The sequence below is a fragment of the Vibrio sp. MMH1-50 genome (assembly GCF_022347645.1).
GTDB lineage: Bacteria > Pseudomonadota > Gammaproteobacteria > Enterobacterales > Vibrionaceae > Vibrio > Vibrio harveyi.
Map to the genome: position 1 here is coordinate 16,876 of NZ_JAKRGG010000003.1, position 24,016 is coordinate 40,891.

Annotated in this window: 24 protein-coding genes; 9 read left to right on the forward strand and 15 right to left on the reverse strand. The window is 44.9% G+C overall.

Features of this window, described 5'->3' with window-relative positions:
- The first annotated feature begins 35 nt into the window (after positions 1 to 35).
- Together MHO32_RS03460 and MHO32_RS03465 are read left to right on the forward strand one after the other, a co-directional pair.
- Complete coding sequence (locus MHO32_RS03460; protein ID WP_005446221.1) at positions 36 to 242, forward strand: YaeP family protein; 207 nt, start codon at positions 36 to 38, stop codon at positions 240 to 242.
- Positions 242 to 433: a DUF4250 domain-containing protein gene (locus MHO32_RS03465; RefSeq protein ID WP_009698654.1), complete on the forward strand. Its 192-nt coding sequence runs from the start codon at positions 242 to 244 to the stop codon at positions 431 to 433. The genes MHO32_RS03460 and MHO32_RS03465 overlap by 1 nt, the downstream gene beginning before the upstream one ends.
- 93 nt (positions 434 to 526) lie before the next feature.
- On the opposite strand, the gene MHO32_RS03470 is transcribed toward MHO32_RS03465, so the two are convergent.
- Positions 527 to 1,891 (reverse strand): sodium-dependent transporter, encoded by a 1,365-nt coding sequence (locus tag MHO32_RS03470; protein ID WP_005446225.1) that lies wholly within the window; start codon positions 1,889 to 1,891, stop codon positions 527 to 529.
- A 370-nt stretch (positions 1,892 to 2,261) separates the two neighbouring features.
- Here MHO32_RS03470 and MHO32_RS03475 point away from each other — a divergent pair, with 370 nt between their 5' ends.
- Positions 2,262 to 4,802: an Ig-like domain-containing protein gene (locus MHO32_RS03475; RefSeq protein ID WP_239210656.1), complete on the forward strand. Its 2,541-nt coding sequence runs from the start codon at positions 2,262 to 2,264 to the stop codon at positions 4,800 to 4,802.
- 77 nt (positions 4,803 to 4,879) lie between these two features.
- Here the strand turns inward: MHO32_RS03475 and MHO32_RS03480 are convergent, their stop codons facing one another.
- Positions 4,880 to 5,623 carry a YggN family protein gene (locus MHO32_RS03480; protein ID WP_026000226.1) on the reverse strand — a complete coding sequence of 248 codons (744 nt, stop codon included), beginning with the start codon at positions 5,621 to 5,623 and terminating at the stop codon, positions 4,880 to 4,882.
- Positions 5,624 to 5,683: 60 nt separating this feature from the next.
- Complete coding sequence (locus MHO32_RS03485; protein WP_005446230.1) at positions 5,684 to 6,163, reverse strand: GreA/GreB family elongation factor; 480 nt, start codon at positions 6,161 to 6,163, stop codon at positions 5,684 to 5,686.
- A 76-nt stretch (positions 6,164 to 6,239) separates the two neighbouring features.
- Between MHO32_RS03485 and MHO32_RS03490 the strand changes: the two genes are divergently transcribed.
- Positions 6,240 to 8,165: a RecQ family ATP-dependent DNA helicase gene (locus MHO32_RS03490; RefSeq protein WP_239210658.1), complete on the forward strand. Its 1,926-nt coding sequence runs from the start codon at positions 6,240 to 6,242 to the stop codon at positions 8,163 to 8,165.
- Here MHO32_RS03490 and dinB read toward each other — a convergent pair.
- A complete protein-coding gene (gene dinB, locus MHO32_RS03495) occupies positions 8,162 to 9,226 on the reverse strand; it encodes a DNA polymerase IV (protein WP_029790427.1) in 1,065 nt (354 codons plus the stop codon). The genes MHO32_RS03490 and dinB overlap by 4 nt on opposite strands.
- A gap of 177 nt (positions 9,227 to 9,403) precedes the next feature.
- On the opposite strand from dinB, the gene MHO32_RS03500 reads away from it, so the two are divergent.
- Positions 9,404 to 10,618 (forward strand): diguanylate cyclase, encoded by a 1,215-nt coding sequence (locus tag MHO32_RS03500; RefSeq protein WP_038898376.1) that lies wholly within the window; start codon positions 9,404 to 9,406, stop codon positions 10,616 to 10,618.
- Between the two features lie 105 nt (positions 10,619 to 10,723).
- On the opposite strand, the gene nqrM is transcribed toward MHO32_RS03500, so the two are convergent.
- The 9 genes from nqrM to bolA form a co-directional block, all read right to left on the reverse strand.
- A complete protein-coding gene (nqrM, locus tag MHO32_RS03505) occupies positions 10,724 to 10,957 on the reverse strand; it encodes a (Na+)-NQR maturation NqrM (RefSeq protein ID WP_005436655.1) in 234 nt (77 codons plus the stop codon).
- 22 nt (positions 10,958 to 10,979) lie between these two features.
- Complete coding sequence (locus MHO32_RS03510; RefSeq protein ID WP_050932816.1) at positions 10,980 to 11,984, reverse strand: FAD:protein FMN transferase; 1,005 nt, start codon at positions 11,982 to 11,984, stop codon at positions 10,980 to 10,982.
- Positions 11,985 to 12,138: 154 nt separating this feature from the next.
- Positions 12,139 to 13,362 carry an NADH:ubiquinone reductase (Na(+)-transporting) subunit F gene (nqrF, locus tag MHO32_RS03515; protein ID WP_005450955.1) on the reverse strand — a complete coding sequence of 408 codons (1,224 nt, stop codon included), beginning with the start codon at positions 13,360 to 13,362 and terminating at the stop codon, positions 12,139 to 12,141.
- Positions 13,363 to 13,395: 33 nt separating this feature from the next.
- Entirely contained in the window at positions 13,396 to 13,992 is a 597-nt protein-coding gene (nqrE, locus tag MHO32_RS03520) for an NADH:ubiquinone reductase (Na(+)-transporting) subunit E (protein ID WP_005436652.1), read from the reverse strand.
- 7 nt (positions 13,993 to 13,999) lie between these two features.
- Complete coding sequence (locus MHO32_RS03525) at positions 14,000 to 14,632, reverse strand: NADH:ubiquinone reductase (Na(+)-transporting) subunit D (RefSeq protein ID WP_005450954.1); 633 nt, start codon at positions 14,630 to 14,632, stop codon at positions 14,000 to 14,002.
- Positions 14,632 to 15,417 carry a Na(+)-translocating NADH-quinone reductase subunit C gene (locus MHO32_RS03530; protein ID WP_005450952.1) on the reverse strand — a complete coding sequence of 262 codons (786 nt, stop codon included), beginning with the start codon at positions 15,415 to 15,417 and terminating at the stop codon, positions 14,632 to 14,634. Before MHO32_RS03530 ends, MHO32_RS03525 begins: the two co-directional genes overlap by 1 nt.
- Positions 15,407 to 16,648: an NADH:ubiquinone reductase (Na(+)-transporting) subunit B gene (locus tag MHO32_RS03535; RefSeq protein WP_005427308.1), complete on the reverse strand. Its 1,242-nt coding sequence runs from the start codon at positions 16,646 to 16,648 to the stop codon at positions 15,407 to 15,409. Before MHO32_RS03535 ends, MHO32_RS03530 begins: the two co-directional genes overlap by 11 nt.
- Positions 16,649 to 16,651: 3 nt before the next feature.
- Entirely contained in the window at positions 16,652 to 17,992 is a 1,341-nt protein-coding gene (locus MHO32_RS03540; protein ID WP_005450950.1) for a Na(+)-translocating NADH-quinone reductase subunit A, read from the reverse strand.
- 471 nt (positions 17,993 to 18,463) lie between these two features.
- Positions 18,464 to 18,772 (reverse strand): transcriptional regulator BolA, encoded by a 309-nt coding sequence (gene bolA / locus MHO32_RS03545; protein WP_005436644.1) that lies wholly within the window; start codon positions 18,770 to 18,772, stop codon positions 18,464 to 18,466.
- Positions 18,773 to 18,977: 205 nt separating this feature from the next.
- Between bolA and MHO32_RS03550 the strand changes: the two genes are divergently transcribed.
- The 4 genes from MHO32_RS03550 (at position 18,978) to MHO32_RS03565 (ending at position 22,713) form a co-directional block, all read left to right on the forward strand.
- Positions 18,978 to 20,135 carry a methyltransferase gene (locus MHO32_RS03550; RefSeq protein WP_029790424.1) on the forward strand — a complete coding sequence of 386 codons (1,158 nt, stop codon included), beginning with the start codon at positions 18,978 to 18,980 and terminating at the stop codon, positions 20,133 to 20,135.
- A 39-nt stretch (positions 20,136 to 20,174) separates the two neighbouring features.
- Positions 20,175 to 20,744 carry a YajG family lipoprotein gene (locus MHO32_RS03555; protein WP_047512771.1) on the forward strand — a complete coding sequence of 190 codons (570 nt, stop codon included), beginning with the start codon at positions 20,175 to 20,177 and terminating at the stop codon, positions 20,742 to 20,744.
- Entirely contained in the window at positions 20,744 to 21,289 is a 546-nt protein-coding gene (locus MHO32_RS03560; protein ID WP_239210660.1) for a peptidylprolyl isomerase, read from the forward strand. The genes MHO32_RS03555 and MHO32_RS03560 overlap by 1 nt, the downstream gene beginning before the upstream one ends.
- 71 nt (positions 21,290 to 21,360) lie before the next feature.
- A complete protein-coding gene (locus MHO32_RS03565) occupies positions 21,361 to 22,713 on the forward strand; it encodes an AmpG family muropeptide MFS transporter (protein WP_009698664.1) in 1,353 nt (450 codons plus the stop codon).
- A 58-nt stretch (positions 22,714 to 22,771) separates the two neighbouring features.
- On the opposite strand, the gene MHO32_RS03570 is transcribed toward MHO32_RS03565, so the two are convergent.
- On the reverse strand, positions 22,772 to 23,434 hold the full coding sequence (locus tag MHO32_RS03570) for a ChrR family anti-sigma-E factor (RefSeq protein WP_038898372.1): 663 nt from the start codon (positions 23,432 to 23,434) through the stop codon (positions 22,772 to 22,774).
- On the reverse strand, positions 23,431 to 24,015 hold the full coding sequence (locus MHO32_RS03575) for an RNA polymerase sigma factor (protein ID WP_005450938.1): 585 nt from the start codon (positions 24,013 to 24,015) through the stop codon (positions 23,431 to 23,433). The genes MHO32_RS03570 and MHO32_RS03575 overlap by 4 nt, the downstream gene beginning before the upstream one ends.
- Position 24,016 lies beyond the last annotated feature (1 nt).

The window sequence follows — 24,016 nt, forward strand, 5'->3', positions numbered from 1 at the left end:
TTTGAGAGCAGTTATCATTTATTAAGGATTTAGCCATGCAAGTATACGGCTGTTGTGATTTGGTTCGTGAGCTTTACGCTCAAATTGGTAGTGGCGATCAAGCTTACGTTCCTCAAGCAATCTCATGTGCAGTAAGAGCACTAAATGATGTTGCTGCTGACGAGTCTTTACCAAAAGACGTTCGTGATAAAGCAGCATTTGCTGCAGCAAACCTACTGATCTCTGATTTCGAGGATAAGTAATGAATCTAACGAACTTCGAATCCATGGATCCAATCATGCTGATGAGCATCGTCAACATGAAGCTGCGTGATGACTTTGGTGGTGATCTGGATAAGTTGGTTGCATTCTTTGATATCGACCGAGCAGCACTTGAAGCAAAACTAGCTACGGCGGGCTTTGACTTTCTGCCTGACGCTGGTCAGTTCCGTTAATCGCTAACCAATACGGACAACGTAAGCAACGAATAGAAAAAAGGGCTTGATGCATTCATCAAGCCCTTTTCTTTTGTGCTTTGCGTAAGCTGATTAGCCGAACGAAGCCCAGATAACTGTCGCGACCAGAATCGGACAAACAAACTTCACGTATGCCGGCCACAGCTTACCGAACCAACCTTGAGTGAACTCCGGACAGCCTTGCTCAAGTTCTTTAATCTTCGAGTGACGGTTCCATACCCAACCACCAAATAAACAGAACAATAGCGCCGCCATAGGCTGTAAGTATTGCGTTGCGATAGTCGCAACCATGCCAAACAGAGCACCAAAGTTAAATACGATAACCACACTAAATAGCGCAATCAGACCACCTAAAACCCAACTCGTCGTGCTACGTTTGGTGTTAAATCGCTCACCCACCAATGCCACTGGGCATTCAAGCATCGAGATAGATGATGTCAGTGCCGCAATCGTCAGTAGTAAGAAGAAGACGATTGAGAACAGTTGACCAAGCAAACCTAAGCTATCAAACATCAATGGCAGAACAGTAAATACCAGCGTATCAGAACTCAATAGCGAACCATCTTCTGCGTAGATTTGAACGCCTTTTTGCATCGCAACGAACATCGCAGGCATCACCACTAGACCCGCAATAAAGGCAACTGCGGTGTCTACCATGGTTACGTTCATTGCCATCTTCGGTAGGTTCTCTTTCTTGCTTAAGTAAGAGCCGTAAATAAGCATCGAGCAGCCACCAATGGTCAGAGAGAAGAAACCTTGTCCCATTGCTGCAAGAATAAGCTTGCGATCCCATACTTTCTCGAAATCAGGCACTAGGTAATGCTTCAAACCTTCCATCGCACCGTTTTGCGTCATGATGTAGATGAACAGCAGACCAAATAGAACAAACAGTGCAGGCATTAGTCGTGTAGACCATTTCTCAATGCCTTGCTTCACGCCGCCTTGTACGATCAAAATGGTTAATACATAAAATGTAATCGTACCAAACAAATTGCGCTCAACACTGAAGCCTTTCAACCATTGTGTTGCTGCCTCCATGCCCATAATGTCGGTAATAGCCCCCAACATAAAGCAAATCAACCAGCCGCCAACAATCGAGTAAAATGCCAAAACGGCACTTGGCACACTCAGACCAATCCAACCAACAAGACCACCAAGCTTTTTGCCTATTGGGTTGCCTGTTAGAGAGCGCATACTATCAACTGGGTTGGCTTGACCATGACGACCGATCGCCATTTCAACCACCAGCATTGGAAATGCAACGATAAGAATCATCACCAAGTAAACCAACAAGAAGGCACCACCGCCGTTACTTGCTGCTTGAGTAGGAAAACCCCAAATGTTACCTAGACCTACCGCAGCACCAGCTGCCGCTAAGATGAATCCAAGACGAGAGCCAAAATGCTCACGAGGCTGAGAAGAAGTTTGTTGTGTCATACCACTCACACAAAATATCAATGAACTAGCTGACTAGTACACTATAGCAATATCGTCTACTCAACAAGAGTGATTAGGTTAATTACTCGACAATCGGATCAATTAGCAGACATTCAGTTTGTAAATTTCCACGTACATCTCATATTCACCACGTATCCGTTTTTGTCCTTTTGATGAATTTATAAATCAGCGTGAAGTGAGCCGAAAAATAATGAGTCGGCTTGTAAAGCATGAATAGTTCAGCGTGATTTCGTGTTGAAAAGTGAAACATAACGCTTCGATTTTCTCTCCTGAGGTCTATTTATCAACTAGTTATCTAACTATATCTGTTCATGTTCTTGCGAACATCGAGTAACTCAAGGAGAGAAAAATGAAGTTCACTCTACTGCATGGTGCAGTGATAGCGACCCTTAGTGTTAGCTATCAAGCTCAAGCCTACAATTGCCAAACTTTACCTGTATGGGATAACACAACGGTTTATAACTCCGGTGACCAAGTGCAAACCAAAGGGGCTGCGTATGAAGCGGCGTACTGGACACAAGGTAATGATCCGGTAAACAATTCAGGTCCATGGGAGGCTTGGAAAGGTCTTGGTCAATGTGATGGTGGCAGTACAAACCTACCTCCTACGGTGTCCTTCTCTTCTCCCGCGAATAATGCGCAAATCCCAGAAGGCAGCGTGATCACTTTATTAGCCAATGCCGCAGATGAAGATGGTCAAGTCGCTCAAGTTGAATTTCTTGCCGGGAACCAAACCGTGGCTATTGTAACCCAATCCCCGTTTCAAGCTGACTGGACAGCATTGGAGGGGGTCTCTCAGTTAACGGCGATCGCAACCGACAATGAAGGTGCCGTAACCACAACCAATGTGTCTATCTTCGTTCAACCACAAACCGAACTACCACCGCCAGTCGTTTCTCTAACGAACCCAACAGGCACAGAAACACCAAGTGTAGGTGACACTATTTCGGTAACCGCCGATGCAGCAGACAGCGATGGTTTAGTCACCCAAGTTGAGTTCTTCATAAACAACCAATCGGTTGCCGTCGATACCACTGCACCGTACGAATACGTCTGGACTGCAGCAGTTGGAACTCATACCTTTAAAGCGCAAGCAACCGACGATTCAAACCTATCGACCATGAGTCAAGAAGTCTCACTCGTCGTGAGTGACTCCAACTCTGGTGGTTGTGCAGACGCCGTGCCTTATGTTGCCGGTAACCGCTATGAAGTCGGTACACTAGTCTCTAACCTCAACCAGAAATACCGTTGTGATGTTGCAGGTTGGTGTTCTTCTGATGCAGCCTGGGCTTATGAACCGGGTGAAGGTTTGTACTGGCAAGATGCGTGGACTGGCTTAGGAGCCTGCTCAACGCCGCCTCAAGTTGCTATTACCGCACCAAGTGAAGGTCAAGTCTTACTTGCTGGTAGCAATGTTGAGATCTCAGCAGATGCCAGTGATGCAGATGGTAACGTGAGTCAAGTTGAGTTCTTTGCTAATAGCACCAGCTTAGGCGTGGTCGCTCAAGCGCCATATTCCGTTTTATGGAATGCAACGCTAGTTGGCACAAATCAACTTAAAGCCGTTGCAACAGACAACGATAATAATATTTCCGAGTCTGTTGTTAACGTGACAGTGAGTGACCAAGACTTGGTGATTTCATTGACGTCACCGAGTGCAGGTCAAACCGTAGGTTTAGGTAAAAATCTCGTCCTAAGCGCGGATGCAACCTCATTAACCTCTGGCGTTAAACACGTCGACTTTATGGTGAACGGAACAATTGTCGCAACAGACACGACAGCACCTTACTCGACGAACTGGACACCAGCCGCGATAGGCAACTTTACGGTAAGCGCTCAAGCCACCGACCTTTCAGGCACAACAGCACTTTCTGATGCCGCTTCTATTGCCGTGGTCGAGAAAACCGAGAAACGCCACAAGTTGATTGGCTACTGGCACAACTTCGTGAACGGCGCAGGCTGCCCTATCCGCTTAGCTTATATGTCTGATGCATGGGATGTGATTGATATTGCCTTTGCAGAAAATGACCGCAACAGCGATGGTACCGTACATTTCAACTTGTACTCTGGAGACATCTATAGTGATTGTCCTGCATTAGATCCAACCCAGTTCAAACAAGACATGGCTGCATTGCAAGCCAAAGGTAAGAAGTTTGTTCTATCTCTTGGTGGCGCTGAAGGTACGATTACACTGAACACCGACCAAGATGAAGCAAACTTTGTATCGAGCCTGACCGCACTGATTGCCGAATGGGGCTTCGATGGTTTGGATGTGGATCTAGAAAGTGGCTCTAACCTACTGCATGGTTCGCAAATCCAAGCGCGTTTAGGTCGAGCTTTGTTGCAAATTGAACAGAACATGGGCGGCGATATGTACCTCACCATGGCACCAGAACACCCTTACGTGCAAGGTGGCTATGTGGCTTACAGCGGCATCTGGGGCGCATACATTCCAGTGATCAATGAGACGCGCAGCACGCTCGACCTACTACACGTACAGTTGTACAACAATGGTGGTTTGCCAAACCCTTACTTACCAGGATCGGCACCAGAAGGCTCAGTGGATATGATGGTGGCGCAATCTAAGATGTTGATTGAGGGCTTTGAATTAGCAGATGGCACCATGTTTGAGCCACTACGTGATGACCAAGTCGCGATTGGCTTGCCATCGGGACCGAGCTCAGCTAACTCTGGTCAAGCACCAACACAGAACATCCTTGATGCGTTAGATTGCTTAACCAAGGGCACTTCATGTGGCACAGTGAAACCAGCGTTCAACTACCCGAACTACGCTGGTGTGATGACATGGTCAATCAATTGGGATGAGCACGATGGCTTTAACTTCTCAAAACCAGTGGGTGACAAGTTAACTCAAATGAATGCTGAATAACTCGAATAGATACTGAATAGTACCCATGTAAAAAGAGCGCCGATAATAGGCGCTCTTTGTTGTTTCTGCTTCGCAAATTAAATCGTGAAGACTTGATAGTCTTTTAGCTCTGGAATTTTCTTCAGCAGATCCTGTTCTTCACCAGCCATATCATCCAGTGATTCACACAAATCTTCCGCTTGTTTCTCTACGTCTTTCGAGTGCTCTGCTAGGCGTTCTTGTACCTTAGCTTGCAGTTCTGTCATGCTTTCAGACAGTGCAGTTAAATTCAAACCACCATCTTCTTTCATCTTGGCAGACAACGCATCAAAAGCGCTGGCTAGGAATTCTTTGTTGAAAATTTCTTGTGCCTTCTCGAAGTCCTTTGACCACGATTCTGTCATCGACTCAAAGCTGTCAGCAGGCAGAATAAAATCACCATCTTTGTAGTAACGCGCTTCCACATCTGCGAAGAAGTCCTTTATCGCGACTTTAACATTATCAAACGAGTCTGGCGCATCAAGACTGACCGCAATGTCATCAATAATGTCGTTCGCTAATGCTAAGCCATCACTTGCCAGTTGTTTTGCTTGGGGAATATAAGCATTCATCTTTTCGCGGTAATTCTCGATTGCCGCTTTCTGATCATCATCAAGCTCAATCAGTTCGCCTTTAATGAACAGGTTATTGTCTTCATCGACAACCGCTTTTTCACCATTGGTATGTACGATTTCTAAGTTCTGACCATCCATACGAACTTCGTTGTTAATATCGACGCGACACTGGGCTGCATAGCCACTGGCGCTGATGGTCAACAATGAGAGTGTGAGCAGTTTCTTCATTACTTTCTCTTTTTTCATGATTATTCCGCTTAACTATAACAACCAACTATGGATACGATGTCAGCAAATCGTCACGACTTCATAACAATTTGTTTTATCACCAATTTTCACATCAATCTCTTCCCCTTCTTCTCTGCCAATCAAAGCACGACCAAGGGGAGATTTTGGAGTAAGTACAAATACCTCTTTGCCTTGCCATTTAACAGTCAGTCCACCAGAGCAAGGACCGATAAAAAAGGTTTTTTCAACATCGTTCTCGTCGACTAATTCCACATAAGCACCAACCGCGATACGAGCATCGACAAAGTCACGTAGGACAAGAGCACGGTACTGACGAAGCTCTTCTTCACTTTCTTGCACACGCATCGCTTGCCCGTGCGCCAGATACGAAGCTTCAAGTGCTAGGGTGTCGTACTTGTGCTCTGGCACTGTTTCTTCATCGGTCGCGGCGTCAATGGCTCTTTGTGTCGAGGCGTGAGCAACGTGCAATTTATCTTCAAGTTGTTGAATGATTATTTGGACTAAATCAGCTTTGTTCATACTTTTAGGGCGCGCGTTAGGCACTCAGGGTGTGTTAATGTAACCCAGTTTATCATCAAACCAAGGTTTCCCTATTATGCAAAGTGCCTCGCTTCAGCAAACGCTTCAATCTGTGTTCGGATTTGACTCATTAAGACCCGGTCAACAGCCGGTGATTGAAGCAGTAATGAACGGACACTCGGCAGCAGCCATCTTTCCGACTGGTTCGGGGAAATCACTTTGCTACCAACTTCCTGCAACCCAGTTACCACACCTAACACTGGTGATTTCACCACTTCTTGCTCTGATGAAAGATCAGCTCGGTTTCCTGCAAAGTAAAGGCATAGCTGCGGCATCTATCGACAGTAGCCAAAGCCGAGAAGAAGCGCAGCAAGTTATGGCTGGCGTGAAGAATGGGCAGATTAAGATTTTGATGATTTCGGTAGAGCGGCTCAAGAACGAGCGTTTTCGTGAATTCATTCGTCAGATTCCGCTCTCTTTGATGGTGGTCGATGAAGCACACTGTATCTCGGAATGGGGTCATAACTTCCGTCCTGACTACCTTAAACTGCCACAATACCAACGTGAACTGAATATCCCTCAAACGCTCTTGCTAACCGCAACGGCAACGCCAGCGGTTATCGAGGACATGCAAAACAAGTTTAATATCGCTGGTGAGTACATTACGGTTACTGGCTTCTATCGTCCTAATCTCGATATTTCTGTGGTGCCTTGCGACGAAGAAAATAAGCAAACGCAACTGAATGACATCATTGCTGCAACACCTAAACTACCGAGCATCGTGTATGTCACTCAGCAACAGACCGCTGAGCAAGTTGCCAGCTCTCTTATCCGTTTAGGCATCAATGCTCACGCTTATCATGCGGGTATGAAGAGCGACATTCGTGAAAAAATTCAACAACAGTTTATGGACTCGCAAATCGACTGCATTGTCGCAACAATCGCATTTGGGATGGGGGTAGATAAATCTGATATTCGCCGTGTTATTCACTTCGATTTACCAAAATCTATCGAAAACTACGCACAAGAAATTGGGCGCGCCGGACGTGATGGACAGCGTTCGGAGTGTATTCTTTTGGGCAATACCTCCGGCTTAACGGTATTAGAGAACTTTGTTTACGGTGACACGCCAGAGCCAAGCTCAATCAATTATGTACTGGAGCAAATTCGCGAGAACACTCCGCAGTGGGAGGTGATGGCATTGCGATTGTCTCGCGACAGCAACATTCGCCAACTTCCGCTAAAAACCTTATTAGTTTACCTAGAGCTGGCAAAAGTAATTGAAGCCAAATACAGTTATTTCGCAGAATATCGCTTCAAGTTTTTACAAGAACAAAGTTTCATCCTCAATCAGTTCCAAGGCGAGAGACGTCAGTTTGTTGAAGCCATTTTTGCTTGTTCAACCAAAGCCAAAGTATGGTGCCAAGTGGATTTAGAAGCATTATGGATGAACTATCAGTCTGAGCGCAGCCGTGTAGTTGCGGCTCTAGATTACTTCCACCAAAATGGCTGGATTGAATTAGAAAGCAAACAGCTTACGGATGTGTACTCGGTTCTCCCTGCCACTCAAAGCCAAGAAGCTATCTCTCAGCATTTAATTGAGTTGTTCCAATCCAAAGAACACAAGGACATTGAACGAATTCATACTATGTTGAGTCTGTTCCAATCGTCAGACTGTTTAAGTCACCAACTGGCGCAGTACTTTGCCGATCACGATGCTCCAACTCAATGTGGTCACTGTTCAGTGTGTCGTGGACAAGTCGCATCTTTTCCTCAACCACAACAAACACAACCTGAATTGGCACACCTATCCACTTGGGTTGATGAATTTGTCCAGCTTTCACCAACGGCGATTAGCAATGCAGCTGTCGCACGCTTCTTATGTGGAATTAGCACACCAATTATCACGCAACTGAAAGCGAGCAAGTTACGCGGTTATGGGTCAATGGCAAATGTTTCTTTTGAACAAGTACTAAAGCAGGTTGAATTAGCGCGAGCTTAGAAGAAACTCAATTGACGCGCTTGTTGCTCAGGCTTGAGCATCACACTTAAGCCTAATAAGCGTATCTCTCGACCATTTTGGCGCTTGAGTATATCTCTTAACAGTTCTTTAAAGTCATCGAGCTCTAACTGAGGGTGGATGTGCTCAATTGTCGTGAGTTGAAAATCGGCAAATTTGAGTTTAATACCCTGTTTGATAATAGACTTATCTGGACTGGCTTTTTCCAAACGTTTCTCTAGTTCAGGGTAGAGCTTGTCTTCAATCACCTGCCAGCATTCATCGTAAGTCACAATGTTTTCGCTAAAGGTGCGCTCGACCCCAACCGACTTACGTTCACGCTCAACCACCACTTCACGATCGTCGATGCCATGACTACGTTTCCAAAGCGAAGCACCTTGGCGTCCAAATTGACGTAGCAGCTCACGATAGTCGCTGTTTTTGATGTCCTCACATAGGTAAAAGCCCGCTTGATGTAGCTTCTCCAAGCTCACTTTACCAACTCCTGGAATCTTTTCTAACGGCAGTTTGTCTACGACTTCTTGAACCTTTTCTGGCGGAATAACAAATTGCCCATTGGGTTTATTCATGTCTGAAGCCACTTTGGCAAGAAACTTAATCGGAGCAATACCTGCCGACGCAGTAAGTCCAAGCTCATTCCAGATATCATTGCGGATCGATTCTGCGATTAAGGTTGCAGAACCCCGACAAGCAGTCGAGTCAGTCACATCAAGATACGCCTCATCAAGTGATAGTGGCTCGATAAGTGGCGTGTATCGCTCGAAAATGGTACGGATCTGTTGGGACACTTGTTTGTATACGTGCATTCGTCCCGGGACGACGAGCAAATGGGGGCAAAGTTGAAGCGCTCTGGCTGTTGGCATCGCACTGCGCACACCGAATTTACGCGCTTCATAGTTACAGGTGCTGATCACGCCGCGTTGTTTCTCATGACCGCCAACGGCAAGCGCAATACCACGATAACTGGGGTTGTCACGCATCTCGACCGCTGCATAAAAGCAATCCATATCAACGTGAATTATTTTTCTGACTCGCTCAATCACGTTCCGCACACAAATAAACACTGTTTAAAAAAACAGTATAGCTCTAAATACACGTATTGGAAATAGTGTTATCTGGAGTCAGGTAGCAACAATTTTTCATGGCATTAAAGTGACATTTCATTATTATTGACTTCTATAACACTAAAGTTGATTTATATACGAAAGTAGGGAAACTTTTTGAGTAATAAAATACTGGTCGTCGAAGACAGTCGCGCCTTTAATAACTACTTACAACAAATCTTAAATCAGGCGGGTTATGAAGTACTTGCTGCCGAAAGCTATGCGGAAGCACAATCTATTTTAACGTCTCAGCCTGAGCTTCTCTGTGCAGTTTTAGATTACTGCTTACCGGATGCGCAGGACGGTGAGATCATCGATTTAGTCCTTTCTCACCAACAAAAAGTCATCGTGCTTACGGCGATGTTGCAAGATGATGCTCGTGAAAAGATGCTGGCAAAAGGCGTACTCGATTACATCTTAAAAGACAGCATGGCCTCCGTTTCTTACCTTCTTCCTCTGATTAAACGCCTGACCAACAACCAGCAACACAAATGTCTGGTTGTTGATGACTCAATGACGGTTCGCCGCCATGTCGTACAATTACTTGAGCATCAATACATCCAGACATTGCAAGCCGAGAATGGTCAACAAGCAATCGAAGTTATTGAACAAAATCCAGATATTACCTTGGTTCTGACCGACCATGATATGCCAATCAAAGATGGCATCACTATGATCCGAGAGCTTCGCCAAAAGCTCGATAAAAACCAATTGGCGATCCTTGGGATCTCTGGAAGTGATGACCACTCAATGACAGCGCGCTTTCTAAAAGCGGGAGCAAACGACTTTCTGTACAAGCCTTTTAATCAAGAAGAGTTCTTTTGTCGGGTCCATCAAATCTTGGATATGAAAGAAGCCACAACAGATTTATTTAGAATGGCGAACCAAGATTCACTCACTGGCTTATGGAACCGTCGCTTTCTATTTGGGCAAACATGTGACAGCGATGAGCAACGCAATATTGCTATGCTAGATATCGATTTCTTTAAGAAAGTGAATGATAACTATGGTCATGATGGGGGCGATGCTGCACTTGTTATGGTCGCCAATATATTAAAAATCTATTTTCCTGATGATGTGATTGCACGATTCGGGGGCGAAGAGTTTTGCATCCAAGCCTACGGCAGCTACGACGACTTTGTGACACGTTTAGAGCAAATGCGTCAACGCGTAGAGAAAACTCCGATTCCTTATCAAGATGACCAGATTCAAGTAACCATCAGCGTCGGTGTTTCAAACATCAAGGGCAATTTAGATCAGCAAATTAAAGTCGCGGATGACCGTTTGTATCAAGCGAAAGGAAACGGGCGGAATCAAACCGTATCTCAGTAGACGGCACTTAATGTCACCAACCTAATTCAATATTCAAACGGAAACCAAAGCCGAAAAAACAAAACCCAGCCATTGGCTGGGTTTTATCATTCTTATTATCGCATATTAAGCAATGCGATCTTTTTCCCATGCAGCAAGCTTCTCTGCGCGGGCTGCTTCACGTGCTTCGCGCTTCTTACGTGCATCACATGGTTCTGGGCAGTTACATACTTTCTCAATACCAACCGCACCTAGACCGCCACAGCTGCCTTTCACGACCTTCTTTTGGAAGATGTAACCAACTGCCATCGCTGCAATTACCGCAACAAAGACAGCAAAAGTAATTAGAAATGTACTCATAAGGACATGCTCACTTCTGTTGTTATTTCTTCATGAACGGCTTGTATGCTTCCGAAGCCAGCTCTTTAAAACCATCATCCGTTTTCACAATCATGAAAACAGGAATATTATTCTCATTTGCGATTTCCATGCCTTTGTCTTCACCTAGCACCATAAGACCAGTTGCAAGACCATCAGCTGTCATCGACGATTTATCCAGTACCGTTACAGACACCACCTTATGATGGATTGGTTTGCCCGTATGCGGGTTAATGATATGAGAGTATCGCACACCATTGCTCTCAAAGTAATTACGATAGTCACCGCTTGTTGCAATTGCCATGTCACCTGGTTCAATAATCTCTTGAATTGAACGCTCATCAACGGTTGGTTTTTCAATCGCAATACGCCATGGCACACCTTCACGGTTTATGCCTTTCAAACGCATTTCACCGCCAACTTCCACCATGTAGTTATGAATGCCTTCTGATTGCAGGTAATCTGCCACAACATCCACACCCCAACCTTTGGCAATCGTCGATAAGTCAACGTACAAGTTTGAAATATCTTTCGACAGCTTGTTACCTTCAACAGAAAGGTGATGGATACCAGTATTCGCTTTACGAGCTGCTAGCTCTTCATCTGTTGGAACCACATCCGGGCGCGCTTCTGGACCAAAGCCCCATAGGTTCACTAGTGGACCTACGGTTACGTCTAATGCACCTAGAGTAAGACCGTTCAAGCGAATCGCTTCTTTCACTACCGTTGCTGTTTGTGGCGATACTTCAAATGGCTCGCTAGTTTTATGTTGATTAAAACGGCTAAGCTCTGAATCTTCACGGTAAGTCGACATTTGATCGTTCACTTCTTCTAGCAATCGATCGATTTCAGTCTGAAGCGCTTCTGGTGAAGGTAAACCATCTTGCTCGATGTATTTAATGTTGTAAGTAGTCCCCATCGTTGGACCACTTAAATGAATTTGATCCGCAGGCTGCTCACAGCCAGCCAAAACCAATAGAGAAGCGAATGCAACAAGCCACTTTTTCACTTGTTTACTCCTATTATCGTTAAATTGATATGGAAAATGGGTTCTCTTGAGATAAACCGATTTCCTATATCAACTGTTGAATATCATTTTTTTGTTACAAAAAATAATGGCTAGCCCTTATAGAGCTAGCCATAGATTCAATCACTTGGGAGGATTAACCACCGAAGTCATCTAGAAGGATGTTCTCATCCTCTACACCTAGATCTTTTAGCATGCCGATTACAGCAGCGTTCATCATAGGTGGACCACACATGTAGTATTCACAGTCTTCTGGCGCTTCATGATCACGTAGGTAGTTCTCGTAAAGAACATTGTGAATGAAGCCAGTGTAACCATCCCAGTTATCTTCTGGCATAGGGTCAGACAGTGCACAGTGCCATACGAAGTTATCGTTCTCAGCCGCTAGGCCATCGAAGTCTTCTACGTAGAACATTTCACGCTTAGAACGTGCACCGTACCAGAATGACATCTTACGCTTAGAGTGCAGACGTTTTAGCTGGTCGAAGATATGAGAACGCATTGGAGCCATACCTGCACCACCACCAACGAATACCATTTCAGCATCAGTGTCTTTCGCGAAGAACTCACCGAACGGACCTGAAATCGTACACTTGTCGCCTTCTTTTAGAGACCAGATGAACGATGACATGATACCAGGTGGTACATCAGGATTATTAGGCGGCGGCGTAGCGATACGCACGTTCAGCATAATAATACCTTCTTCTTCTGGGTAGTTAGCCATTGAGTAAGCACGGATAGTATCTTCGTTTACCTTAGACTCGTAACGGAACAAGTTAAATTTGTCCCAATCTTCACGGTACTCTTCAGGTACATCGAAGTCAGCGTACTTAACGTGGTGAGCTGGTGCTTCAATCTGGATGTAACCACCAGCACGGAAAGGTACTGATTCGCCATCTGGAATTTGTAGCTTAAGCTCTTTGATGAATGTCGCTTTGTTATCGTTAGAGATAACTGTACATTCCCACTTCTTAACGCCGAAGATCTCTTCAGGAAGCTCGATGTCCATGTCAGTTTTCATTGCAACCTGACACGCTAGACGCTCACCTTCACGTGCTTCACCTTTAGTAATATGGTCAAGCTCGGTAGGTAGGATGTCACCACCACCTGATTTAACTTTTACGCGACACTGACCACAAGAGCCACCGCCACCACAAGCAGAAGATACGAATACGCCAGCACCAGCTAACGCAGATAGTAGCTTACCACCTGGTTGTGTAACGATCGCCAGTGAAGGGTCATCGTTCACAGAAATTGTAATGTCACCTGTTGGTACAAGCTTAGACTTAGCGAAAAGAATCACTAGTACTAGCGCAAGTACGATCAGAGTAAACATCACTACACCAAGAATAATGTCCATTGACTATTCCTTAATTGTTGCGGTTTACCCGACTTACAGTTGAACACCAGAGAAAGACATAAAGCCTAACGCCATAAGACCTACAGTGATAAACGTGATGCCTAGACCACGTAGACCTGGAGGTACATCTGAGTACTTCATCTTCTCACGGATACCTGCAAGAGCGACGATCGCTAGCATCCAGCCCACACCAGAACCGAAACCGTAAACAACAGATTCAGCAAAGTTGTAGTCACGTTGTACCATGAAAGATACACCACCGAAGATCGCACAGTTTACTGTGATCAGCGGTAGGAAGATGCCTAGCGCGTTGTACAAAGGTGGGAAGAAACGGTCAAGAACCATCTCTAGGATCTGTACAAGTGCTGCGATTACACCGATGAAGGTGATGAAGTTTAGGAAGCTAAGGTCTACGCCCTCAACTAACGCGTTCTCTTTCAGAACTAGGTTGTAAACTAGGTTGTTCACAGGAACCGCGATAGTTAGTACTACCACTACTGCAACACCTAGACCGAAAGAGGTCTTAACTTTCTTAGATACGGCAAGGAAAGTACACATACCTAGGAAGAAAGACAGTGCCATGTTTTCGATGAAAATCGATTTAACTAGCAGACTGATGTAATGTTCCATGACGCCCTTACTCCTTCGCTTCTACTTGTTCTGGTTTCAGAATACGGATTACCCAGATTAGGAAGCCGATTAGGAAGAATGCAGATGGTGCTAGTAGCATCAGACCGTTTGGCTGGTACCAACCACCGTTGCTCACTAGAGGTAGAACTTCCATGCCGAATAGCTTGCCTGAACCGAATAGTTCACGGAAGAAACCTACAGTGATAAGAACGAAGCCGTAACCTAGACCGTTACCGATACCATCAATTAGCGATGGGATTGGCGCAGATTTCATTGCGAATGCTTCAGCACGACCCATTACGATACAGTTCGTGATGATAAGACCTACGAATACAGATAGCTGTTTAGAGATATCGTATAGGTAAGCTTTAAGCACTTGGTCTACCACGATTACTAGCGATGCGATGATTGCCATCTGAACGATGATACGCACACTGTTAGGAATGTGGTTACGGATCAGAGAAACAGAGAAGTTAGACAATGCAGTTACGAAAGTTACCGCTAGTGTCATTACAAATGCTGTTTCTAGTTTAGTTGTTACTGCAAGAGCAGAACATACACCAAGAACCTGCAGCGCGATCGGGTTGTTGTCCAACACCGGCGCCATAATGCTCTTTTTAATGTTTTGTGCGCTAGACATTAGTTCAGACCTCCGTCACGAACTTTTGCTAGGAAAGGACCAAAGCCCATGTCACCTAACCAGAAGTCAAATGTACCTTGAACACCGTTACCAGTTAGTGTCGCACCAGATAGGCCATCAACGCCGTGTTCAGAACCTTCTGGAGCACCACCTTTAACAATCTTGATTGCTGGTTTGTGGTTCTCGTCGAATAGTTTCTTACCAACGAATTGAGCACGCCATGCTGGGTTTTCTACTTCACCACCAAGTCCAGGAGTTTCACCTTGCTCGTAGTAAGTAATACCAGACACAGTGTTACCGTCAGTTTCAACCGCAACGAATGCGTACATCATAGACCATAGACCGTTACCGTGAACTGGAATGATAACTTTAGAAATGTCATCACCACTTTTCACTAGGTAAACGATACCTGTGTTAGCACGACGTAGGATCTTAGCTTTGTCTTCATCAGCCGTTAGCTTGATAGACTCAGCAGGATCTTTAGCTGCTTTACGTTGGTCGTAGTTAGCTGCTGTAGAGCCGTCTTCAGCTTTCTCTACAAAATCACCAGTTTTGAAGTCAACTAGACGAGGTTCGATGTACTCAGCAAATAGCTCAGGAACTTTCTTACCTTCAGCGTCGATACCCGCAACTTCGATGATCTTAGATTGCTTATCTAGTACAGCGTTAGCTTTTTGCTGGTCACGCAGACCCACTGCTGCTGTTGATACGATGATTGAACAAACAAGGCTCAACCCGACAACAACACCCAGCGTCTTTTTAATGCTGTCGTTATTACTTGCCATAGCGTGCTAGTCTCCGCTTGATGTTCTTCTCGATAACTACATGGTCGAACAGAGGTGCGAACAGGTTCGCGAATAGAATCGCCAGCATCATACCCTCTGGGTAAGCCGGGTTAACTACACGGATCATCACACACATTGCACCGATTAGGATGCCGTACCACCATTTACCACCGTTAGTAAATGAAGCTGATACTGGGTCAGTTGCCATGAAGAACATACCGAATGCAAAACCACCTAGAACTAGGTGCCAGTGCCATGGCATGTTGAACATTGGGTTGGTGTCAGAACCGATCACGTTGAATAGTGTCGATACTGCGATCATACCGATCATTACACCTGCGATGATGCGCCATGAAGCGATTCGCATGTAAACGATCATCGCTGCACCGATCATTAGAGCAAGCGTTGATACTTCACCAATTGAGCCTGGGATGTTACCGATGAATGCATCCATCCAAGTGATAGGAGCGCCAGTGATGTTGTTGATCAATGCGCCGCTACCGCCGTGAGCCCATTGGCTAAGAGCAGTTGCACCAGAGAAGCCGTCAGCCGCAGTCCATACTACGTCACCCGAGATTTGCGCTGGGTAAGCGAAGAATAGGAAAGCACGACCTGCAAGAGCAGGGTTCAGGAAGTTACGACCTGTACCACCGAAGATCTCTTTAGCAACAACAACACCAAATGTGATACCTAGTGCCGCTTGCCATAAAGGTAGCGTTGGTGGAACGATAAGTGCGAACAGGATAGAAGTTACAAAGAAACCTTCGTTAACTTCGTGCTTACGCACCATACAGAAAAGCACTTCCCAGAAACCACCAACAATAAATACTGTTGCGTAGATTGGTAGGAAGTAAGTCGCACCTAGTAGCATCTTACTGCCAACGCCAGCTTCCGCACCGATGGTGCCACCAAGCATTTCTGTTAGCCAGTAGTGCCAGTTACCTGCGATAACTGTCGCTAGTTGGTCACCAGCGTACATGTGGTTAAGTGCTGCGATAGCTTGGCCACCCGCATTGTACATACCCCAGAACATTGCTGGGAATACTGCGAACCAAACCATGATCATGATACGTTTTAAGTCAACGCTATCACGAACGTGCGAGCTACGTTTTGTTACTAGACCTGGCGTGTAGAATAGTGTTGCTGCTGCTTCGTACAGTGCAAACCACTTTTCGTGCTTACCGCCTGGTTCAAAATGATGCTCGATATCCTCAATGAATTTCTTAAGCATGGATTACCCTTCCTTCACGATGGTATCTAGGCATTCACGAAGTAACAGACCGTACTCGTATTTACCAGGACATACAAAGGTACACAATGCTAGATCTTCTTCATCCAGTTCAAGCGCACCAAGTGCTTGAGCACTATCAGTATCGCCTGCACATAGATCACGAAGTAGCAGTGTCGGTTCCATATCAAGCGGCATTACGCGCTCGTAGTTGCCGATTGGAACCATTGCACGGTCACTACCGTTAGTCGTTGTTGTCATGTTGAACAACTGACCTTTGAAGATGTGACCAAGGAAAGATTTCGTGATTGAGAACTTGTTTTTACCAGGTACAGCCCACCCAAACAGTTCTTTGTCACGACCTTCGCGTAACACAGAAACTTGTTGGTGGTAACGACCTAGGTAGGCATGTGGACCAGACGCTTGAGTACCAGAAAGTACCGAGCCTGAAATCACACGAACTTCACCAGGCATCAACTCGCTGTCAGTTAGGTCTTCAAGAGAAGCACCAACAACTGTACGAAGAAGACGTGGGTTGTTCACAACAGGACCAGCTAGAGACACAACACGATCAGTGTAAAGCTCACCCGTTAGGAAAAGCTGACCGAACGCGATAACGTCTTGGTAGTTGATGCTCCATGCCACATTTTCTGCATTCACTGGGTATAGGAAATGCATGTGGGTGCCAGCAAGACCTGCTGGGTGAGGGCCATCGAAGACGTGTTCTTCTACGTTTGACTGAGAAGAGCGTGGCAAGCTAGTGCCAGACTTACATACGTAAACCTTGCCTTCTGTCAGGGCTGAAAGAATGTCTAGACCGGCAACGAATGCTTCTTGTTGTTCATTGATGATCAACTCAGGCTGTGCTGCTAGTGGATTAGTATCCATTGCAGTTACGAAAATAGCCTTAGTAGCAGACTCGATTGCTGGAACCTTGCTAAACGGACGAGTACGTAAAGCGGTCCAAAGACCAGATTCAACCAATTGAGTCTTGATCACTTCGCGATCTAGACCTGCTAGTTGAGCTGCTTCGAACTTATCAAATGTAACCTGCTCTTCGCCTGCTACTTCAATCACTACTGATTGAAGTACACGCTTAGCGCCACGGTTAATTTCGATCACTTTACCGGCTGCTGGAGCAGTGAACTTCACGCCAGGGTTCTTTTTGTCTTCAAAAAGAACTTGCGCTTTTTTCACTTCATCGCCAACGCGGACATGCATGGTAGGACGCATGCCAACGTACTCTTCGCCAAGCAAGGCGACTTTTTTGATGGTCTTACCATCATTAATCACCTGGGATGGAGCTCCTGCGATAGGAAGATCCAAGCCCTTCTTTATTGTAATCATACGCACTTGCACTACTTTTATCGGGAAAAAGATTCTTTTGATTGCGTAACTTTTAGACACGACATCAGTGTCCGGTTTTGATGTTGTTTAAAACATCAAAATCGCAACATCCTATTAATTATCTCGTCACAAATATTAGGCGAGATTTATCAGGTGCCGTAGTCTAGCATTTTTTAGGAACTTGATGCCATGACCAATCTTAGGAAAGGAGGGTTTATTTCGGTAGAACAAGGTCTAAAAGGTTAAAGAATAGTCATAAGTTTGACCGAACGCACAAATGCCAATTCCCATATATTTGATATGGAATAAAAACATTCATGCTTTGAAACATGCATTAATTTTCATTCATTTGTTGAAACACTGTTAACACTTTTTATAACCTTTATTTGTGCCACATTTTTGTCCCGAAAAGATGTAAAACAAAAAAAGATGGCCGAAACCATCTTTTTAAATCAGAGTTTTAATCGCGCTCTAGCGACCGCCACCCATACACATAGGACTATCTGGTGCCCCATCTTGTTCAAGCTTCCACTCTTCGTTGGTGTATGTGTGGATCGCTAATGCATGAATGTGATTATCGAGCTCATCAGCCAATACAGTATGTACCTGACGGTGACGTCCAATAAGGCGCTGACCCGCAAATGCATCACTCACCACAATCACTTTGAAGTGACTTTCAGAACCCGGCGGAACGTTATGCATATAGCTCTCATTGATCACTTTCAAATAATTAGGTTGCAGCTCACTGTGCAGTTTCTTTTCTATGATTTCTTGGATCATATTCAGTCCTCATTGATGCCAATTCGGTAAGTATATACTCTAGTTTACTAAATGAAATCAACGAAACGCCCCGCTGCGAGTTCTTCAACGCCAGGTAGTTCGCTAAAAGCCTGTGAAAATCAGTAAATTTGACAGCTTTTTGTATCTTGAATCTTCATCATTTGCGACAATAATCGCTAATTTCCGAATCTACTTACGTTTAGTTATGAAAACCGAATTGAATCTTCATGATCGTAGCCTGACCCTACATCGTTTCCCAATGCGCTCTAACGAGACTCTTCAAGCATGGGACGCAGGTGATGAATACCTCATCAATCACGTGGAAGAACTTGCACTGCCTGACAATCAAAATATCGTGGTTATTAACGATAACTTTGGTGCGTTGGCTTGCTGGTTTTCAGACAAACACAATGTCACTTTAGTCAGTGATTCTTTTATCTCCCACAAGGGAGCACAACAAAACCTAGAGCAAAATGGTGGCAACAAGGTCGCATTTCTCACCACCATGGATGAGATTCCTGCGAATGCAGACTTGGTTTTGTTACAGCTACCTAAAAGCAATCGACATCTTGTTTGGCTGTTGAGTCAATTGCGTAAAACGTTGCCCGCGACCTGCCCTATTATTGCGGTCAATAAAGCGAAAGAGATCCATACTTCGACACTGAAATTATTCGAAAAATACTTAGGCGAGACAAAAACCTCTCTAGCATGGAAAAAACACCGTCTAGTCTTCTCACACGCAAATGCGCAACCTGTTATGGAAGTAGACCCAATGACAGTATGGGGAGTTGACGGCGAAAACATCGAACTCAAAAACCTGCCAAATGTTTACTCTGGTGAAAGCCTGGATTTGGGGGCACGCTTTATGCTTCAACACCTCCCTCAAGATTCGGAGCTAAAACACGTCATCGATCTTGGTTGTGGTAATGGTGTTCTATCCGTAAAGATGGGGCAATTGAATCCCCAAGCACGCCTGACTTGTGTCGATGAGAGCTTTATGGCTGTCGAGTCTGCGAAACAAAACTTATTGGCGAATTTAGGAGAAGAGCGTGATATTCAGTGCATTGCCAACAACTGTTTGGATGGATTTAAATCAAGCAGTACTTGTATGGTGATGTGTAACCCGCCTTTCCACCAGCAGCAAGCGATTACTGATCACATTGCATGGCAAATGTTCTGCGATGCCAAACAAATACTGAACCAAGATGGCAAACTATTGGTCATAGGAAACCGTCACCTTGGTTACGATGCGAAGCTAAAACGTCTATTTGGCGACAAAAATGTGAAATTAGTCGCTTCTAACAATAAGTTCGTGATTTTACAGGCAACGAAAAATCCTGCTAAATTAGGCGCAAAGCAATAAAGTCCTGACTTTAGCAAAATGTTTAAAAGGAATAATAAGATGAAAAAACTGGTACTCGCGGCTTCGGTTGCTTTGCTTGCTGCATGTTCAGCGCCACAACAACCTCAACTGAATCTGATGCCTGAAACGACATTAAGCACAAACCCTATCGTACAAGGTAAGAGCTATAGCCTAACCAGTAAAGATGTACGCGCAGCACAATACGTTGCACTTGTTGACAACGGTCGTTCAAACATTTTGCCTCTTCATGCAAAGCAAAACCTACGCATTTCTCTTGAAGAAGCGCTAGAGAAGCAGTTCTCTTCTCAGGGCTTCCACTCTGATCTAAACAGCGACAATTCGATTGAGCTGCAAGTTCAAGAAGCGTTGGTGAACGTGAAGCATTCTGTGATGGAAAATCAAATGGATGCAAAAGTGGTACTAGAGATCACGGCGGAAACTCCGCAAGGCAAGCTTGTTAAGACCTATACTGGTACAGCTAAACGTTCGGGAACATTAAGCGCTTCAGATGCAGATATTGAGCAAACATTAAATGATGTTGTTGCTTTAACATTGAAAGAAATCGCGAATGACCCTGAGCTTCGTCAATACATGCAGGAGCGATTCTAATGCTACGCAAAGTTATTCTTTCTCTCGCGCTATTGAGCGGCAGTGTTTTCGCCGGTCCGAAAGTTGCGTTTGAAACAACACTGGGTAACTTCACCGTTGAGTTAAATGAGGAAAAAGCGCCAATTACTGTCGCTAATTTCCTTAAATATGTCGAAGACGGTAGCTACGAGGGCACCATTTTCCATCGAGTGATCCCTGGCTTTATGGCACAAGGCGGCGGCTTCAACCAAGATATGCAAATGGTGAAGACATACGCTCCAATTAAAAACGAAGGTAACAATGGTTTAAACAATGACCGTGCTACCATCGCGATGGCTCGTACCAACGCTCCAGACTCTGCTACTCGCCAATTTTTCATTAACCTAGTAGATAACGACTTCTTGAACTATGGCGCTCGTCCACCGGGTTACGCTGTGTTTGGCGAAGTCACTGAAGGCTTTGATGTCATTCAAAAGATGGCACAACAGCCAACCAAATCTGTCGGTCGCATGCGCGATGTCCCTGATACGCAAATCGTCATCACCAAAGCAACACTGCTCAAATAGCCAAACTCATAAGCCCTTTGAATATTCGAAGGGCTTTCTCTTTTAGTGGCTCAATTTTAACGGATTGATTTATGTCTTCATTGCCTTCCATCACTTGGTTGGAAACGGTAAAAAGTTACCTTGATAAACGCCTGCTTTGGGTTTTCATGTTGGGTTGCTCCAGTGGCTTCCCATGGGTACTTATTGGTTCAAATATGTCGGGTTGGCTGAAAGATGCAGGCCTCACTCTGTCTGCTATTGGCTACTTCGGCAGTGTATTTGCGGTGTACGCAATCAACTTTATGTGGGCTCCTTTGGTCGATCGCGTCAAGCTGCCTGTATTACATCGCTTGCTAGGGCAGCGTCGTAGCTGGATCTTTCTATGCCAAAGTGTCGTGCTGGTCGCGACTCTATTTATTGCAGGTGTAAACCCAGCGGAAAACCTAGTTTTCACCTCACTGCTCGCACTGTGCATTGCCACCGCGTCAGCAACACAAGACATTGCGATTGATGCATTCCGTATTGATAGCTTTCCAAAATCAGAAGATTCGAAATTACCGCAAGCCTCCGCAATGGCAGTAATTGGTTGGTGGACTGGCTACTCTTTACCTGGTTATTTGGCATTCATCAATGCAGACAGTGTCGGTTGGAATGGCGTGTATTACGGCATGGCTTTTATTGTCATCATTTTGATGCTCTTCACTTTGCTGGTAGGTGAACCGAAAACACAGCGTGAACAACTTCAATCGGAAGCAGAGCAGCGCCATAAAGAAGTAGTTGGCTCTAAATTAGTCGCTTGGTTTACCGTTACCGTTGTAGAACCTTTCTTAGATTTCTTCAATCGAAATGGTGTTCGTGTTGCCATCACGCTTTTATTGTTTGTTTTCCTATTCAAGATTGGGGAAGCATTCTTAGGTCGTATGTCCATCGCTTTCTATAAAGAGATAGGTTTTAGCAACGAGCAAATCGGTTACTACTCGAAACTCATTGGCTGGGGCGCGACCATGCTGTTCACCTTTGTCGGCAGTATGTTCAACGTTAAGTTTGGTATTGTACGTGGCTTGATGATTGGTGGTATTGCAATGGCAGCAAGCAACCTGATGTTTGCTTGGATCGCGAAAGTCGGACCAAATGAACACTTGTTCTTGGCGACGATCATTGTTGATAACTTCACGACGGCATTCTCGACAGTGGCGTTTGTATCATTCTTGACGATATTGACCGGTCAAGCTTTCTCGGCGACTCAATACGCATTGTTGGCGTCGCTAGGTAACTTTGGGCGAACAACATTGGCGTCATTCAGTGGCGAACTGGTCGATTATCTGAATGATTGGACCACATTCTTCGTTATTACTGCCGTAATGGTTGTACCAAGCTTGATCATGCTCTATTCATTGCGACACTACTTTACTGAGTTGCTGGAAAAGGCAAGACAAAGAAATTAAAGAAAAGATGATGAAGAAAGCCACCGAGATAAGGTGGCTTTTTGTTTGAGTTCCTAGCTTATGGATACATGCCTTTACCAAACAGATTGAAGATTCTCGCGACACCCTGTGTGAATATCATTGGCTCGGTCAGTACCGTTAAACATAAGCAGTCTTCACCAGGCTTAGTAAAAGGGCTATGTTTTACTGACGCATCTCTTACCAGCATATCTCCCACTTCGTAGTGACCATCTTCATCACTGAATCCACCATGGAGTACAAGTGTCGATTCTTGTCCTTTGTGCGTGTGCTGTGGAATACGAACATCTTCACTTATATACATAAGGTTAACGCGCGCATCTTCCCCTAAATCCAATTGAGCGCTATAAACTTTTCCACCGTAACTCTTCCACTCCCCCACTAAATCTGAAAAGCGACTGAGCGTTTTCGGAAGCTTGAAATCTTTACCCGCAACTGCCACCTTCGCTACATCTTTAATAATAATGCTATCTGGTTTGGGTTCTGCCGTAATAATGTCGTTAAACATACTGTCAAACTCTGCATCGTATTCTGGTGAAATGTCACCAACGACAACATTCGCCTGTGCAGCTTCTAACTGATTTACATACGCTCGGCATTTGGAACAGTTTTCTAGATGTGTGGCAACCACCAGACCAGAAACTGCATCAATACTTCCGGAAGCGTAAGCTTCTAACAAGTTGTTATCTGGATGTTTGTTCATAATTGCTCCGTATGCATTGAATGCCTCAACTTCTCTACCGCGAGTCTCAATCGTGATTTCACGGTCCCCAAAGGTATGTCGAACAACTCAGCGACTTGTTGGTGTGGCAACTCTTCGAGGTATACTGCCTGCAAAACGTCTCTTTGATTCTTCGGCAGGATGTCTAAAAACTTCACCACCTGATCTTTGAGCATGTCTTGCTCTGGCGAATAATGGTCCACCAAATCAGGCGGATAATAATCTGATGGCCAAATGTCGTCAGAATGGATGTGTAGGTCCTTACCCTTTTGCTTTCTTAGTAAATCAAAACAAAGGTTACGGATAATGGTGTAAATCCATGTCGACAAAGCACTCTTGGTACCATCGTATAAATGAGCCTTTTGCCATACCGTTGCCATGGTTTCTTGCACCATCTCCATCGCAACTTGCTCGTTACCGACATGTTTGTAGGCGAACTGCTTAAGCTTTGGTGCATAGAAACGAAATACGAAAGCAAAAGCGTCTTTATCACGCGCTTTCACTTTATTCATGTATTCATTCCATTCGCTTCGCCCCAATTTTTGTGGGCTTTCACTCATCATA

Bases quoted from the DNA above. Each gene is read 5' to 3' on its own strand.
- MHO32_RS03465 (WP_009698654.1), top strand. From the start codon at position 242: ATGAATCTAACGAACTTCGAATCCATGGATCCAATCATGCTGATGAGC.
- MHO32_RS03540 (WP_005450950.1), bottom strand. From the start codon at position 17,992: ATGATTACAATAAAGAAGGGCTTGGATCTTCCTATCGCAGGAGCTCCA.
- MHO32_RS03490 (WP_239210658.1), top strand. From the start codon at position 6,240: ATGCAAAGTGCCTCGCTTCAGCAAACGCTTCAATCTGTGTTCGGATTT.
- MHO32_RS03485 (WP_005446230.1), bottom strand. From the start codon at position 6,163: ATGAACAAAGCTGATTTAGTCCAAATAATCATTCAACAACTTGAAGAT.
- nqrM (WP_005436655.1), bottom strand. From the start codon at position 10,957: ATGAGTACATTTCTAATTACTTTTGCTGTCTTTGTTGCGGTAATTGCA.
- MHO32_RS03560 (WP_239210660.1), top strand. From the start codon at position 20,744: ATGCTACGCAAAGTTATTCTTTCTCTCGCGCTATTGAGCGGCAGTGTT.
- MHO32_RS03480 (WP_026000226.1), bottom strand. From the start codon at position 5,623: ATGAAGAAACTGCTCACACTCTCATTGTTGACCATCAGCGCCAGTGGC.
- MHO32_RS03460 (WP_005446221.1), top strand. From the start codon at position 36: ATGCAAGTATACGGCTGTTGTGATTTGGTTCGTGAGCTTTACGCTCAA.
- MHO32_RS03525 (WP_005450954.1), bottom strand. From the start codon at position 14,632: ATGTCTAGCGCACAAAACATTAAAAAGAGCATTATGGCGCCGGTGTTG.
- nqrE (WP_005436652.1), bottom strand. From the start codon at position 13,992: ATGGAACATTACATCAGTCTGCTAGTTAAATCGATTTTCATCGAAAAC.
- nqrF (WP_005450955.1), bottom strand. From the start codon at position 13,362: ATGGACATTATTCTTGGTGTAGTGATGTTTACTCTGATCGTACTTGCG.
- MHO32_RS03470 (WP_005446225.1), bottom strand. From the start codon at position 1,891: ATGACACAACAAACTTCTTCTCAGCCTCGTGAGCATTTTGGCTCTCGT.
- MHO32_RS03565 (WP_009698664.1), top strand. From the start codon at position 21,361: ATGTCTTCATTGCCTTCCATCACTTGGTTGGAAACGGTAAAAAGTTAC.
- MHO32_RS03570 (WP_038898372.1), bottom strand. From the start codon at position 23,434: ATGAACAAACATCCAGATAACAACTTGTTAGAAGCTTACGCTTCCGGA.
- MHO32_RS03530 (WP_005450952.1), bottom strand. From the start codon at position 15,417: ATGGCAAGTAATAACGACAGCATTAAAAAGACGCTGGGTGTTGTTGTC.
- MHO32_RS03535 (WP_005427308.1), bottom strand. From the start codon at position 16,648: ATGCTTAAGAAATTCATTGAGGATATCGAGCATCATTTTGAACCAGGC.
- bolA (WP_005436644.1), bottom strand. From the start codon at position 18,772: ATGATCCAAGAAATCATAGAAAAGAAACTGCACAGTGAGCTGCAACCT.
- MHO32_RS03555 (WP_047512771.1), top strand. From the start codon at position 20,175: ATGAAAAAACTGGTACTCGCGGCTTCGGTTGCTTTGCTTGCTGCATGT.
- MHO32_RS03550 (WP_029790424.1), top strand. From the start codon at position 18,978: ATGAAAACCGAATTGAATCTTCATGATCGTAGCCTGACCCTACATCGT.
- MHO32_RS03575 (WP_005450938.1), bottom strand. From the start codon at position 24,015: ATGATGAGTGAAAGCCCACAAAAATTGGGGCGAAGCGAATGGAATGAA.
- MHO32_RS03475 (WP_239210656.1), top strand. From the start codon at position 2,262: ATGAAGTTCACTCTACTGCATGGTGCAGTGATAGCGACCCTTAGTGTT.